This window comes from Citrobacter werkmanii, assembly GCF_008693645.1.
Classification (GTDB): domain Bacteria; phylum Pseudomonadota; class Gammaproteobacteria; order Enterobacterales; family Enterobacteriaceae; genus Citrobacter; species Citrobacter werkmanii.
On record NZ_CP044101.1, the window covers coordinates 2,811,635 to 2,826,369 of the forward strand.

Annotated in this window: 16 protein-coding genes; 10 read left to right on the forward strand and 6 right to left on the reverse strand. The window is 50.5% G+C overall.

Annotated elements, in window-relative coordinates; all coding sequences use genetic code 11:
• Window positions 1-49 precede the first annotated feature (49 nt).
• Window positions 50-718 carry a phage shock protein PspA gene (gene pspA, locus FOB24_RS14210; protein WP_137347855.1) on the reverse strand — a complete coding sequence of 223 codons (669 nt, stop codon included), beginning with the start codon at window positions 716-718 and terminating at the stop codon, window positions 50-52.
• Between the two features lie 155 nt (window positions 719-873).
• Here pspA and pspF point away from each other — a divergent pair, with 155 nt between their 5' ends.
• A complete protein-coding gene (gene pspF, locus FOB24_RS14215) occupies window positions 874-1,863 on the forward strand; it encodes a phage shock protein operon transcriptional activator (protein WP_165353568.1) in 990 nt (329 codons plus the stop codon).
• An 82-nt stretch (window positions 1,864-1,945) separates the two neighbouring features.
• Window positions 1,946-2,590 carry a quinolone resistance pentapeptide repeat protein QnrB12 gene (locus FOB24_RS14220; protein ID WP_038640920.1) on the forward strand — a complete coding sequence of 215 codons (645 nt, stop codon included), beginning with the start codon at window positions 1,946-1,948 and terminating at the stop codon, window positions 2,588-2,590.
• A gap of 95 nt (window positions 2,591-2,685) precedes the next feature.
• Here the strand turns inward: FOB24_RS14220 and FOB24_RS14225 are convergent, their stop codons facing one another.
• The 4 genes from FOB24_RS14225 to FOB24_RS14240 all read right to left on the reverse strand — a co-directional run bounded on the left by FOB24_RS14225 (window position 2,686) and on the right by FOB24_RS14240 (window position 5,256).
• On the reverse strand, window positions 2,686-3,594 hold the full coding sequence (locus tag FOB24_RS14225) for an SDR family oxidoreductase (protein WP_087856133.1): 909 nt from the start codon (window positions 3,592-3,594) through the stop codon (window positions 2,686-2,688).
• Between the two features lie 176 nt (window positions 3,595-3,770).
• Complete coding sequence (locus FOB24_RS14230) at window positions 3,771-4,286, reverse strand: 2-oxo-tetronate isomerase (protein ID WP_233593107.1); 516 nt, start codon at window positions 4,284-4,286, stop codon at window positions 3,771-3,773.
• A gap of 10 nt (window positions 4,287-4,296) precedes the next feature.
• A complete protein-coding gene (locus FOB24_RS14235; RefSeq protein WP_150345083.1) occupies window positions 4,297-4,743 on the reverse strand; it encodes a DUF421 domain-containing protein in 447 nt (148 codons plus the stop codon).
• 9 nt (window positions 4,744-4,752) lie between these two features.
• Window positions 4,753-5,256, reverse strand: coding sequence for a hypothetical protein (locus FOB24_RS14240; protein WP_150345084.1), 504 nt, complete (start codon window positions 5,254-5,256; stop codon window positions 4,753-4,755).
• Window positions 5,257-5,387: 131 nt separating this feature from the next.
• Here FOB24_RS14240 and FOB24_RS14245 point away from each other — a divergent pair, with 131 nt between their 5' ends.
• The 6 genes from FOB24_RS14245 (at window position 5,388) to sapF (ending at window position 11,392) form a co-directional block, all read left to right on the forward strand.
• Window positions 5,388-5,780: a YdeI family stress tolerance OB fold protein gene (locus FOB24_RS14245; protein ID WP_087856130.1), complete on the forward strand. Its 393-nt coding sequence runs from the start codon at window positions 5,388-5,390 to the stop codon at window positions 5,778-5,780.
• 329 nt (window positions 5,781-6,109) lie between these two features.
• On the forward strand, window positions 6,110-7,753 hold the full coding sequence (gene sapA, locus FOB24_RS14250) for an ABC transporter substrate-binding protein SapA (protein WP_038640931.1): 1,644 nt from the start codon (window positions 6,110-6,112) through the stop codon (window positions 7,751-7,753).
• Window positions 7,750-8,715, forward strand: coding sequence for a peptide ABC transporter permease SapB (sapB, locus tag FOB24_RS14255; protein WP_038640933.1), 966 nt, complete (start codon window positions 7,750-7,752; stop codon window positions 8,713-8,715). The genes sapA and sapB overlap by 4 nt, the downstream gene beginning before the upstream one ends.
• Window positions 8,702-9,592 (forward strand): peptide ABC transporter permease SapC, encoded by an 891-nt coding sequence (sapC, locus tag FOB24_RS14260; RefSeq protein ID WP_016156640.1) that lies wholly within the window; start codon window positions 8,702-8,704, stop codon window positions 9,590-9,592. Before sapB ends, sapC begins: the two co-directional genes overlap by 14 nt.
• Window positions 9,592-10,584, forward strand: a complete 993-nt coding sequence (gene sapD, locus FOB24_RS14265; protein WP_003020556.1) for a peptide ABC transporter ATP-binding protein SapD — start codon at window positions 9,592-9,594, stop codon at window positions 10,582-10,584. Before sapC ends, sapD begins: the two co-directional genes overlap by 1 nt.
• A 1-nt stretch (window position 10,585) precedes the next feature.
• Complete coding sequence (sapF, locus tag FOB24_RS14270) at window positions 10,586-11,392, forward strand: peptide ABC transporter ATP-binding protein SapF (RefSeq protein WP_038640937.1); 807 nt, start codon at window positions 10,586-10,588, stop codon at window positions 11,390-11,392.
• Between the two features lie 40 nt (window positions 11,393-11,432).
• On the opposite strand, the gene FOB24_RS14275 is transcribed toward sapF, so the two are convergent.
• Window positions 11,433-12,122, reverse strand: a complete 690-nt coding sequence (locus FOB24_RS14275) for an EAL domain-containing protein (protein WP_150345577.1) — start codon at window positions 12,120-12,122, stop codon at window positions 11,433-11,435.
• Window positions 12,123-12,565: 443 nt separating this feature from the next.
• Here FOB24_RS14275 and fabI point away from each other — a divergent pair, with 443 nt between their 5' ends.
• Together fabI and FOB24_RS14285 are read left to right on the forward strand one after the other, a co-directional pair.
• A complete protein-coding gene (gene fabI / locus FOB24_RS14280; protein ID WP_038640941.1) occupies window positions 12,566-13,354 on the forward strand; it encodes an enoyl-ACP reductase FabI in 789 nt (262 codons plus the stop codon).
• Between the two features lie 211 nt (window positions 13,355-13,565).
• A complete protein-coding gene (locus FOB24_RS14285) occupies window positions 13,566-14,708 on the forward strand; it encodes a carboxymuconolactone decarboxylase family protein (RefSeq protein WP_150345085.1) in 1,143 nt (380 codons plus the stop codon).
• Window positions 14,709-14,735 lie beyond the last annotated feature (27 nt).

Here is a 14,735-nt window from a genome sequence, read left to right on the forward strand (position 1 = left end):
CTCCTTACAGGTGATGAGCGGCGGCGCGTTCGGGCACCGCCAGATATTATTATTGCTTGTCTTGCTGCATTTTGGCTTTCAATTGCGCCAACTGCTCGCTGATTTCATCATCTGCTTTCAGGTCAGCAAATTGCTGATCCAAAGACTTCTGCTTACCGAAGTTATGGCTTTCAGCTTCAGCTTCCATTTGATCGATTCGGCGCTCAAAAGATTCAAAGCGCGCCATCGCTTCATCCAGTTTGCCGCTGTCCAGTTGACGACGAACATCACGGGAAGAGTTTGCCGCCTGATGGCGCAGCATCAACGCCTGCTGACGAGCACGGGTTTCACTAAGTTTGTTTTCCAGTTCACCAATCTCTTTTTTCATGCGCGCCAGCGTATCGTCAACCAGCGTTACCTCATGCTCCAGGGAGGCAATCAGGTCAGTCAGTTTCTGTTTTTCGATTAACGCAGAACGCGCCAAATCTTCTTTCTCTTTGCGCAGCGCCAGCTCTGCTTTTTCCTGCCACTCTGCCTGTTGGGCGCTGGCCTGTTCGATACGACGCGATAACTGTTTCTTTTCTGCCAGCGCGCGTGCGGAGTTTGAGCGCACTTCAACCAGCGTGTCTTCCATTTCCTGGATCATCAACCGCACCAGCTTCTGCGGATCTTCAGCCTTTTCCAGCAACGCATTAATGTTGGCGTTCACGATGTCGGCAAAACGAGAAAAAATACCCATAATGTAATCCTCACTTACTGTTCTGATATCGGGCAATGCCCTGCTACTGTTCTAATGCACTTCGCATGCCAACTTTTTAATCTCTTGAATTACTTGAAAATATCCAATTTTACCTGCCGGGATAAATAGGGTAAATTGGTGAATAACACTAACAAATGGTGAATTTCATCATGGCAGGATACAAAGATAATCTTCTGGGCGAAGCGAACAGCTTTATTGAAGTTCTGGAGCAGGTTTCTCATCTCGCGCCGCTGGATAAACCTGTGCTGGTCATTGGGGAACGCGGTACGGGGAAAGAGCTTATCGCCAACCGCCTGCACTATCTCTCCACCCGCTGGCAAGGCCCGTTTATTTCACTTAACTGCGCGGCGCTAAACGAAAATTTACTCGATTCCGAACTTTTTGGTCACGAAGCTGGCGCCTTTACTGGCGCGCAGAAACGTCATCCGGGTCGTTTCGAGCGCGCCGATGGCGGCACGCTATTTCTTGATGAACTGGCGACCGCCCCGATGCTGGTACAGGAAAAACTGCTGCGCGTTATTGAGTACGGAGAACTGGAACGCGTCGGCGGTAGCCAGCCGTTGCAGGTCAACGTACGACTGGTTTGCGCAACCAATGCCGACCTGCCGCGCATGGTAAGTGAAGGCACGTTCCGCGCGGACCTGCTGGATCGTCTGGCTTTTGATGTGGTGCAACTCCCACCGTTACGCGAACGTCAAAGCGATATCATGCTAATGGCTGAACATTTTGCCATTCAGATGTGCCGTGAGATCGGGTTACCGTTGTTTCCAGGGTTCACCGACGAGGCCAAAGAAACGCTCCTCCACTACCGTTGGCCGGGCAATATTCGTGAGCTGAAAAACGTCGTGGAGCGTTCGGTTTACCGACACGGGACCAGCGATTACCCGCTGAATGAGATTGTGATTGACCCGTTCAGGCGTCACACCACACCGCCGCAGGCGCAGGAAACCAGACCTGCATCCGTAACCTTACCGCTGGATCTGCGTGAATTCCAACAGCAGCAGGAGAAGGAATTTTTGCAAAGCAGCTTACAGCAGGCGAAATTTAATCAGAAAAAAGCCGCTGAATTATTAGGTCTGACCTACCATCAGCTCCGTGCGTTACTCAAGAAACACCAAATTTAGCGTACAGGGGCAGACGTTGGACGCGAGGGTTAAAACAGTTTACCATGATGCAATCACTGTATAAAAAAACAGGTTAATCATGATGACTCTGGCGTTAGTTGGCGAAAAAATTGACAGAAACAGATTCACTGGTGCGAAAGTTGAAAATAGTACGTTTTTCAACTGTGATTTTTCGGGTGCCGACCTCAGCGGCACTGAGTTTATTGGCTGCCAGTTCTATGACCGAGAAAGCCAGAAAGGGTGTAATTTTAGTCGCGCTATCCTGAAAGATGCCATTTTCAAAAGTTGTGATCTCTCCATGGCGGATTTCAGGAATGTGAGCGCGCTGGGAATCGAAATTCGCCACTGCCGCGCACAAGGTTCAGATTTTCGCGGCGCAAGCTTTATGAATATGATTACCACACGCACCTGGTTTTGTAGCGCCTATATCACCAATACCAACTTAAGCTACGCCAACTTTTCAAAAGTCGTACTGGAAAAGTGCGAGCTGTGGGAAAACCGTTGGATGGGTACTCAGGTACTGGGGGCGACGTTCAGTGGTTCAGATCTTTCCGGCGGTGAGTTTTCGTCGTTCGACTGGCGGGCCGCAAACTTTACGCACTGTGATTTGACCAATTCAGAACTGGGCGATCTCGATGTCCGGGGTGTTGATTTGCAAGGCGTCAAACTGGACAGCTACCAGGCATCGTTGATCCTGGAACGTCTTGGCATCGCTGTCATTGGTTAATATTCAGAGAGCGGTGCCTGCCGCCCCCTGCCCTTAAACAGTATTGTCCGCGCTGGCTTTCCCCCGCGGACGTTTCGACTCAGCGAACATAGACGTCAGAGAGTTCCGGTCCCCCCGTCAGAACACCATACCTGACCGGATGTATAGCTGTTCTCTTCAGCCGCTAAAGTGACATACAGAGGGGCAATTTCTACCGGTTGGCCTGGCCGACCGAGCGGCGCATTTGCGCCAAATTTCTCAATTTTTTCCTGTGGTTGGCCGCCGCAACACTGCAATACCGTCCAGTACGGTCCAGGCGCGACAGCATTCACACGGATCCCTTTGGGTGCCAGTTGCTTTGCCAGCGATTTAGTAAATGCCACTATCGCCGCCTTGGTCTGAGCATAATCAAGCAGGATCTCACTTGGCTCATAAGCCTGTACCGACGAGGTGTTAATAATCACGCTGTCTCGTGAAAAATGAGGAACAGCCGCTTTGGTGATCCAAAACATGGCGTAGACATTGGTCTTGAATGTCGCATCAAACTCTTCTGTGGTGAGGTCTTCGATCGATTCGCAAAATTGCTGACGACCGGCGTTATTCACCAGAATATCCAACCCTCCCAGCGCTTCTACCGCCTGTTTTACCAGATGGTTACAGAAAGTTTCGTCACGAATATCACCGGGAATCGCCGCGACTTTTCTCCCTGCTTTTTTTATCAATTCGACAACCTCACGCGCATCGTCCTCTTCTTCAGGTAAATAATTAATCGCGACATCGGCGCCTTCGCGGGCATAAGCAATGGCAACAGCACGCCCAATACCTGAGTCACCTCCGGTAATTAATACCTTGCGACCATTTAACCTGCCGCTTCCCTGATAGCTTTCTTCGCCATGATCGGGACGCGGTTGCATTTTTCCAGCCAGACCCGGAAAAGGTTGTTTTTGATGTGGAAAAGGCGGCTGCGGAAAACGTTCTGAATTAGTTTTATTGGTGGTCTGTTTTCCTTTATTTAGGTCAGTCATTCAATCACCTCTCATGAGTCATCATTCATCGCAAAGACTAATAAGCGTAGAACAAAATGAATGACATGACCTTTATAATTTACCCACAACTTAATTTTTGCCAAATATTAACCTGGTCCTTACGATGATAACTTCACATTGCGTTGAGATATTTACTCGGATAAGTCCTGGTTTATTTATTTGTTCTTCCAGGCTGAAACTTCTTCAACCAATACCGCCAGGCTAAAACGTACCGCCTTTTCTATAACGTCCTGGCAATCCCCGGAAAAATATTCCCGTTTTGTTATTATCCGCCCGCGGAAATTCCACGCAAACCACACCGTTCCTGCGGGAGTACCATCCTCCCCACCCTCCGGCCCCGCATATCCGCTAATGGCTATGCTGATGTCGGTTTCGGCTTGCTCACGTATTCCTACAGACATCTCACTGACCGTTTGCTCACTAACGGCGCTATATTTCTCCAGCGTACTGGCCCGCACGCCGAGCATTTTCTGCTTGGCGCGATCGCTAAAGGTTATAACGCCGATATCATAAAATTCTGCGGTATCCGCCTGTGCACAAAGCGCGGCGGCCAAGTTTCCTCCTGTACAAGATTCTGCGGTAGTCAACGTTAAACCGCGATCAATAAGCGTTTTTGCAACCCGTTTCGTCAGTTCATTGCGTGTTTTTGCGTCATTGTACTCCGTGTTCATTACCGCCTCGCTAATTCTCTTCAGGAATGACAGAAATATGTCCGTTACGTTCCAGAATGGCATATTTGATTTTACTGGATTCGGTAATCCCCTGATTTTGTCGTGCTGCGACTAATATATCGTCAAGAGAAACATCCACTTTCTTCATTTTATCCAATAAAGGGATCCCATGATCAAGCAGGATAACCGGAGAGCCATCCAGTACAGATTCTGCCCCAACTACCTTTTTCTTAATAAAACCAAACAGAATATCAATAGTAACCAGTGTGACAATCGTGATCATGGCGCCGGTTAACGAAAAATCATTACCCAATAAGGCTTGCTGAGTTGCTTCACTGATAATCAGTAATAAAATCAGATCGAAGCTGGTCATTTGTAACAATGCCCGGCGACCGGCTATTTTGAAAACCACCAGCAAAATAAGGTAAATGGCTAATGCCCGGAAGACCATCTCCATACCCACCTCCTAGGGATAAATAAATTGTCTGAAGCGGATTTCAGGTTCGCCATTTAGCTGGAGAAAACTCATTACACTTCCTGGCTTCACGGGCGTAACCTGCAGCCAGACAGTAAAATCCTGCGTTGCTTCAGAATCATTGTAGACAAGGTAAAGATCGTTACCCTTGCTGTACATGCTGTCTGGCTGTGGCCAAATATTTTCCATCTCATAAAATTTGTTGAAATCGCCGCCAATGCGCAACGTCATGTTCACAGAATCATGCTTCTGTCCGGAGATTTTAAATTGAAATTCCGTTTGCAAACGACCAAATTTTTCGAATTGTAACTCTGTTGTCTTTAAGCTATTTTTTCTCGTTTCCTCACTTAAATATCCGCCGGAAAACGCTCCCGCCGTAGCAAGTAAAACAATGCAGAGCAAACAGATAAAACCAATCTTGTGAAAGCCTGATTCAAAATTCAGAAAATGCTGACTCTCTTTCACTCCTTGCAAATGGGCTTTCTCTCTGTTCATTTCACCGCCTCGCTTATATCACACCAATCCTTTGTTTTATTGGAAAATTATCATTTGAGACTTATCCCACTCGCCAGATTAATAAATAGCAACCAAACTTAATAAGTCAAATCAATTTATATGGAGGCTCTATGAAAATATCTTTCGCCCCCTTACTGTGTTGTTTTTTATTGCCATCAGCGTTTGCCGATGATAATGGTGGATTGAAAAAGGATACCGCCCCGCCACCTGCCCACGCACTGGATGAAGGATATCGCGGCACTGAAGATGCAAGAATCATGACCGTCCAACAAGCTAAAACTATGCATGACGGAGCGACTATCTCTTTACGGGGTAATCTCATTGAGGATCAAGGAGGAGATAAGTTTATCTTCCGTGACAAAACCGGCACGATCAATACGCTTATTCCGCTTGCCGTCTTTGATGGCCGAACGGTAAAACCCGATCAAATGATCAGGATTAACGGTAGCCTTGACGCTAAAATGCAACCGCCGGTGGTACGCGTTAATAAAATCCAGAAGTAATTCGACATACGGGAAGATATTCACTCTTCCCGCCTCATTCTTGTTTATTTTCCTCTGATTCTGCAGACATTCCTCCCACACAACAGACTCATTTTTCCCGTCAGACACCTCCCGCCATTGAATCCGGCGTTTAAGCGAGTCAGAGGTGCCATGAAAATGCTAAGATAGCTAATAGAGGATATGCAAAGTGGATAGCAGGTATGAATTTTGACCAACTGGCGATGTTGAATTCGCGGTTATCAACCCTGCAGCCCCCAAACACAAACGGTAATGGCAAATGTCATTAAGTATTAGTAAGATAGCTTCTTTATATATAACCCTTTAAAATTATGCGCCTGGTTTTATCATCTCTGATCGTGATGGCTGGACTTCTGAGTGGTCAGGCTGCAGCTGCGCCTGAGCAGGCCTCGTACGCTGATATTCGTGACAGTGGCTTTGTCTATTGCGTCAGCGGGCAGGTCAATACGTTCAATCCACAAAAAGCGAGCAGCGGTCTCATCGTAGACACATTAGCGGCCCAATTGTATGACCGACTGCTTGATGTCGATCCCTATACTTATCGTCTGGTGCCAGAACTGGCTGAAAGCTGGGAAGTATTGGATAACGGCGCAACCTACCGCTTCCATTTACGTCGTGATGTTCCGTTTCAAAAGACAGCCTGGTTCACGCCCACCCGCAAACTGAATGCGGACGATGTGGTATTTACCTTCGAGCGCATCTTTGATCGCCAACATCCGTGGCACAATATCAATGGCAGCAGTTTTCCCTATTTTGACAGCCTGCAGTTCGCCGATAACGTCCAAAGCGTGCGCAAGCTGGACAACAACACCGTTGAATTTCGCTTAAATCAACCCGACGCCTCCTTCTTGTGGCACCTTGCCACACATTATGCCTCGGTGATGTCGGCAGAATATGCTGCCAAATTAGCCAAACAGGATCGCCAGGAATTACTTGACCGACAGCCCGTCGGCACAGGTCCGTACCAACTTTCAGAAAATCGTGCAGGCCAATATATTCGCCTGCAACGGCATGAAAAATTCTGGCGAGGTACCCCCTTGATGCCCCAAGTCGTGGTGGATCTCGGCTCTGGCGGAACCGGCCGTTTATCGAAATTACTGACCGGCGAGTGCGACGTGCTGGCCTGGCCGGCTGCCAGCCAGCTCAGCATATTGCGTGATGATCCTCGACTGCGTTTGACGTTGCGTCCTGGGATGAATATCGCCTATCTGGCGTTCAACACGGATAAACCGCCGTTGAACAACCCTGCCGTACGACATGCGCTAGCGCTGGCCATTAACAACCAACGGTTAATGCAATCTATTTACTACGGTACGGCGGAAACCGCGGCATCTATTTTGCCTCGCGCCTCGTGGGCTTATGACAACGAAGCTAAAATTACTGAGTACAACCCGGCAAAATCGCGCGAGCAGTTAAAAGCGCTGGGGCTGGAAAATCTGACGTTACAACTTTGGGTCCCCACCAGTTCTCAGGCCTGGAACCCCAGTCCGCTGAAAACCGCAGAGCTGATTCAGGCTGATATGGCTCAGGTGGGTGTGAAAGTGAAGATTATCCCGGTAGAAGGTCGTTTTCAGGAGGCGCGATTAATGGATATGAACCATGATCTGACGTTGTCCGGCTGGGCAACTGACAGTAACGATCCTGACAGCTTTTTCCGACCGATGCTCAGTTGTGCCGCCATTAACTCACAGACCAACTTTGCCCACTGGTGCAATCCGGAGTTTGACAGCATTTTGCGCAAAGCCCTCTCTTCGCAACAACTCTCCTCGCGAATTGATGCCTACGACGAAGCGCAAAATATTCTTGCGCGCGAGTTGCCGATCCTGCCGCTGGCCTCTTCGCTTCGTTTGCAGGCTTATCGCTATGACATCAAAGGGTTGGTGCTCAGTCCGTTCGGCAACGCTTCTTTTGCCGGGGTTTCCAGGGAAAAGGCTGACGAGGTGAAAAAACCATGATTATCTTCACCCTGCGCCGTTTTTTATTACTGCTGGTCACCCTGTTCTTCCTGACTTTTATTGGGTTCAGCCTGAGCTACTTCACACCTCATGCACCGTTACAGGGCGCATCGCTGTGGAACGCCTGGGTATTCTGGTTCAATGGCCTGATTCACTGGGATTTTGGTGTGTCCAGTATTAACGGCCAGTTGATCTCAGAACAACTCAAAGAGGTGTTTCCGGCAACAATGGAGCTGTGCATTCTGGCCTTTGGTTTTGCACTGATGGTCGGGATCCCGATAGGCATGTTGGCGGGCATAACACGTAATAAATGGCAGGACCGTTGCATCAGCGCATTGGCTCTGATGGGCTTTTCTATTCCGGTTTTTTGGCTGGCGCTGCTGCTGACGTTGCTCTTCTCACTGACCCTCGGCTGGCTGCCCGTCTCCGGGCGTTTTGATCTGCTCTACGAAGTTAAGCCCGTTACCGGATTTGCCATTATTGACGCCTGGATCGCCGACTCGCCCTGGCGCGATGAAATGCTGGTCAGTGCGATCCGCCATATGGTGCTTCCGGTGTTAACGCTCTCCGTTGCACCGACGACGGAAGTTATTCGTTTGATGCGTATCAGTACCATTGAGGTCTTTGATCAAAACTATGTTAAAGCGGCGGCTACTCGTGGTTTGTCACGGTTAACGATTTTACGTCGTCACGTACTGCACAACGCTCTCCCACCGGTTATCCCGCGCCTGGGGTTACAGTTTTCCACCATGCTGACGCTGGCGATGATCACCGAGATGGTCTTTAGCTGGCCAGGTCTTGGCCGTTGGCTGATTAACGCGATTCGCCAGCAGGATTACGCGGCGATTTCGGCGGGTGTGATGGTGATAGGCTCACTGGTTATCATCGTTAACGTCATCTCTGATATTTTGGGTGCTATGGCTAACCCTCTGAAACATAAGGAATGGTATGCCTTACGATAGCGTCTACAGCGAAAAGCGCCCGCCTGGTACGCTGCGCACCGCATGGCGCAATTTTTACGGCGATGCAACCGCAATGATCGGCCTGTATGGCTGTGCGGGACTGGCGATTCTGTGTATTTTTGGTGGTTGGTTCGCGCCTTACGGCATCGACCAGCAGTTTCTCGGCTATCAGCTTTTACCGCCGTCATGGTCGCGCTATGGCGAAGTCTCTTTCTTCCTCGGGACTGATGACCTGGGGCGTGATGTTTTAAGTCGCCTGCTCAGCGGTGCGGCCCCAACCGTGGGCGGTGCGTTTGTCGTAACTCTCGCCGCCACGCTGTGTGGCTTGTTACTGGGGGTGGTTGCCGGAGCAACGCACGGTTTGCGTTCCGCGGTGCTCAATCACATTCTGGACACCCTGCTGTCGATCCCTTCACTGTTGCTGGCGATTATTGTGGTGGCTTTTGCCGGTCCGCATCTGACTCACGCGATGTTTGCCGTCTGGTTGGCGCTGCTGCCGCGGATGGTTCGCTCCGTCTACAGCATGGTGCATGACGAGCTGGAAAAAGAGTATGTTATTGCCGCTCGCCTTGATGGCGCAACCACGCTCAATATTCTGTGGTTCGCCGTTCTGCCCAATATTACCGCCGGGCTTATCACTGAAATCACCCGTGCGCTGTCGATGGCGATTCTGGATATCGCCGCGCTGGGTTTTCTTGACCTTGGCGCGCAGTTGCCATCACCGGAATGGGGAGCCATGCTCGGCGACGCGCTGGAGCTGATTTATGTCGCACCGTGGACAGTGATGCTGCCAGGCGCGGCGATCATGATAAGCGTGCTGCTGGTTAACCTGCTGGGTGATGGCGTGCGCCGCGCAATTATTGCGGGGGTGGAATAATGCCATTACTCGATATCCGCAACCTGACCATTGAATTCAGAACCGGCGACGACTGGGTAAAAGCGGTTGACCGTGTCAGCATGACCCTCAATGAGGGGGAAATCCGCGGACTGGTCGGCGAGTCCGGCTCCGGCAAGAGCCTGATCGCCAAGGCTATTTGCGGCGTCGCCAAGGATAACTGGCGCGTAACCGCAGACCGTATGCGCTTTGATGACATCGATCTCCTGCGCCTTTCCGCGCGTGAACGACGCAAGCTGGTCGGTCATAACGTTTCCATGATCTTTCAGGAACCGCAATCGTGTCTTGACCCGTCCGAGCGTATTGGACGACAGCTGATGCAAAATATTCCAGCCTGGACCTATAAGGGGCGCTGGTGGCAGCGCATCGGCTGGCGCAAACGCCGGGCGATTGAGCTTTTGCACCGCGTCGGGATAAAAGATCATAAAGATGCCATGCGCAGCTTCCCGTATGAACTGACCGACGGCGAGTGTCAGAAGGTAATGATCGCTATTGCACTGGCGAATCAGCCGCGCTTGCTGATTGCCGATGAACCGACGAACGCGATGGAGCCAACGACCCAGGCGCAAATATTTCGCCTGCTGACCCGGCTGAACCAAAACAGCAATACTACCATTTTGTTGATCAGCCATGACCTGCAAATGCTCAGCCAGTGGGCGGACAAAATCAACGTAATGTATTGCGGACAAACGGTGGAAACCGCGCCCAGTAAAGATCTGGTGACGATTCCACATCATCCTTATACGCAAGCGTTGATCCGCGCCATTCCTGATTTTGGTAGCGCGATGCCGCATAAAAGTCGTCTGAATACCATGCCAGGAGCGATTCCATTGCTGGAACAATTACCCATCGGCTGCCGTCTGGGGCCGCGCTGCCCTTATGCTCAGCGTGAATGTATTGAAACCCCACGACTGACCGGAGCAAAGAATCATCTCTACGCCTGTCATTTCCCGCTGAACATGGAGAGAGAGTGAGATGGTAGAAACCCTGCTCGAAGTTCGCAATCTGAGCAAAACCTTTCGCTACCGGACGGGTTTATTTCGCCGCCAGACCGTTGAGGCCGTTAAGCCACTCAGCTTTACCCTGCGCGAACGTCAGACACTCGCGGTCATTGGTGAGAATGGTTCCGGTAAGTCCACGCTGGCAAAGATGTTAGCTGGCATGATTGAACCCACCAGCGGTGAACTGCTGATTGACGATCATCCGCTCCAGTATGGTGATTATTCATTCCGTAGTCAGCGTATCCGTATGATTTTTCAGGATCCGTCAACATCGCTTAACCCTCGCCAGCGTATTTCACAAATCCTTGATTTCCCGCTGCGTCTGAACACCGACCTGGAACCTGAACAGCGTCGCAAACAGATTATAGAAACGATGCGCATGGTTGGACTATTACCTGACCATGTGAGCTATTACCCGCATATGTTGGCGCCGGGGCAAAAACAGCGTCTGGGGCTTGCCCGCGCGCTTATTTTACGACCTAAAGTGATTATCGCCGACGAAGCCCTTGCCTCTCTGGACATGTCGATGCGTTCGCAGCTCATCAATTTGATGCTGGAATTACAGGAAAAACAGGGGATTTCGTATATCTATGTGACTCAACATATCGGCATGATGAAGCACATTAGCGATCAAGTATTAGTCATGCATCAGGGTGAAGTTGTTGAGCGTGGCAGTACCGCGGATGTTCTGGCCTCCCCGCTGCATGAGCTGACTCGTCGTCTGATTGCAGGGCATTTTGGCGAGGCGCTCACCGCCGACGCCTGGCGGAAAGATCGCTAACAAAGCCGCTGCCCTCCGAAACCGGAGGGCAAGTGCGCCATCAGTGACCAACACCGGGTAAGAGCAGTGTCTCAACCTCGTGAAAAACGACTGACGGAAAAACGCTCCCCTGTATCGCCCAGACACCTGCCGCGCTGACGTCATCGATAAGTCGTGATGTTTCGACCCCCTCCACCGCAACGCGATCGCAATATTCCCGGATGTTTTTGATAAGCACCGGGAACATCGGCTTTTCTACCTGTTCAAGGAAGAAACCGCGATCCAATTTAACCACGTCAAAATGACCGCAAACCAGCGGACTTGCCCCGACGTTACCGGAGCCGAGATCGCCCAGCCATAGCGCGTTTGGGCCGTCACAGAGTGAATTAATCAGCAGATTATTCAGGCAAATCGTACTCGACAGAAAACGCTCTGACAGTTCCAGTGCAATAAAGGGCATTGCGTGTAGGGCCGACTTGATGACCGGATCACCAATCGCCAGAAGCGCCATTTCATCAATGAGATGAAGGGTACAGAGCAGATTGTTGCTCTCAAACCAATCACGCTTTTCGGCAATTAACTGAATTTGCTTGAGCATAAAATTACGCTTTTGTTCGCTATTCCACGCTGAAACGACGAAATCTGCATGCAATGGGCGAACCGTATCTGCAGCAAACCGGGCGATCATCTCCACGCCCAGCAACTTATTTGTTGTGTCTCTCATCGGTTCCGCGATGAAATGATAGTGCATAAGACCACTCCAATTGATCATAACTTCCTGATAATGCACTTTTAATCACAATCAATCAATAATATCGATCAATGTATCGATATTGATCGATAAAAACAATATATCATAACAATCTGAATATATGCATATTTTTTGTTTTAAGAAAGTTCCTACCTTGCTATGTTTATTAACATCAGCTAGCGCCTTAATAATACCATTTTAGCGCCTTTAAAGCCTTGTATTTTCTCATTGTCTTCAATGCAATACGGGTCGGGCAAAGCACAACCAGGGGAAGTAATATCCTCGCCATTTGCAATGAATGGTAAGGGGCATTTAGGGGTGATAACCATTCTAAAAGGAACAATGAGTAGGATATAATTTCAGCCCAATTTCGCGCGTTTTTGACATGGCAATCATCACGCATTGATTGCTACGAAGAAGCAATGACCATAAGGATTAAAGCTATGGGTTTTCTTTCCGGTAAGCGTCTTCTGGTGACGGGTCTTGCCAGTAAATTGTCCATTGCCTGGGGAATCGCTCAGGCAATGCATCGTGAAGGCGCTGAACTGGCGTTCACCTACCAGAACGACAAACTAAAAGGCCGAGTGGAGGAATTTGCCGCTCAACTGGGGTCCAGCATCGTACTACAATGTGATGTTGCCGAAGATGCCAGCATCGATGCGATGTTCGCTGAACTGAGCCACTCTTGGCCGAAATTCGACGGATTCGTGCATTCCATCGGTTTCGCGCCTGCTGACCAGTTGGATGGCGACTATGTGAATGCGGTCACCCGCGAAGGTTTTAAAATTGCTCATGACATCAGCGCTTACAGCTTTGTTGCGATGGCAAAAGCTTGCCGCTCTATGCTTAACCCTGGCTCTGCGCTACTGACGCTATCCTACCTGGGTGCAGAGCGCGCAATCCCTAACTACAACGTGATGGGGCTGGCGAAAGCGTCTCTGGAAGCCAACGTCCGTTACATGGCTAACGCAATGGGTCCTGAAGGTGTACGAGTGAACGCCATCTCCGCAGGTCCAATCCGCACTCTTGCCGCTTCCGGCATCAAAGATTTCCGTAAAATGCTGGCGCATTGTGAAGCGGTGACGCCGATTCGCCGCACCGTGACGATTGAAGATGTAGGCAATTCCGCAGCATTCCTGTGCTCCGATCTTTCTGCCGGCATCTCTGGTGAAGTCGTTCACGTGGATGGTGGCTTCAGCATTGCAGCGATGAACGAGCTGGATCTGAAATAATCGTTTAGTCCTCTGTGGGCGGCCTGCCGTCGCCCATGATTTCACCTCCTCCTCCACTGCCCTGTGCCATATATACTTTTCCGATATTTATTATCACGTAACAATCTTTCATCCCCCCTTCGGCTTACGTCAGGATATTGCAGCGCAAACGATCCGGCGTAGGTGTATGACGACGTGTCCGGGTCGCCACTTTTTAGACCAAGGAACGCCCATGGAACAACGCCGCATTGTAGGCAAAAGCCACTGGTATCATGAGACGCAATCCAGCACGTATCCGCAAGATGTTCTGCCGCTGGTGCCGGAGGCCGCTCATGTTGACGACAGCTTTTTACTGGACCTGGCGATACCTCATGACGTGCTTTTACCCTTTCAATCCTGGTTAACCCCTGCCCGTAAACTTGCCCAGCTTCTTTTCCCTGCTCACGTCGTACTGGATCGGATGCATACGTTCAGCGCCTATGAACGGATGAGTACAGCCCTGACCGTCGCTCAGGTGTATGGCGTGCAGCGATTGTGTAATCACTATGCCGCGCGCTTAACGCCGCTGCCCGGTCCTGATTCGTCTCGCGAAAGTAATCATCGACTGGCGCAAATCACCCAATATGCGCGCCAGCTCGCCAGTTCACCGGCTGTGATCGGCGAGCGGGACCGTCAGCACCTGGATGCGGTCGGGCTGACCAGCTGCGATAGCATATTGATGAATCAAATCATCGGCTTCGTCGGTTTTCAGGCCCGGGTAGTCGCATTACTTCAGGCCTGCAGCGCTCACCCGGTACGTCGAATACCGGGCCTCGATATACAGCAATTCGCTCACGCTTCGCCATTTAGCGCCACCAACGCCAGCTGGCACGCTGCGCCATTAGAACCCGAGCAGCTGCATACCCGCGCGAAACTGCGCGCGGATTATCCCAACGAACTGCACGCGCTGCTCCCTCTGCTAGCACATTCACCTGCCGTTTTAGATTTACTTGGGTCACTGATTTCCAGCACGCTACGCAGCGATATGCCGACGCGGGCATTTTCTCTGACGACCCTGATGACATCACGCATCAACGGCAGCGTGTCCTGCTTTAATGAACATGCGCATACGGCATATGAATTAACTGACATCATCACTGTCCTTCGTCAGGATGAACGTGAATTGCAGCGCTGGGAACAACGACATCCGGTTGAGCGCGTCACCCTGCAGGCGGTACAATGGCTCACCCGAGCGCCCGACCGCTTTAGCGCCGCACTGTTAACACCGTTGTTCGATCAGGGTATCTCTTCAGAACAGGCGATTAACCTGCTGGCCTGGAGTGGATTATGCGGATGGTTAAATCGCTTGAAAATCGCGCTGGGCGAGACGTATTAACCGATCCACTTACTTAAAGAGCGCTTG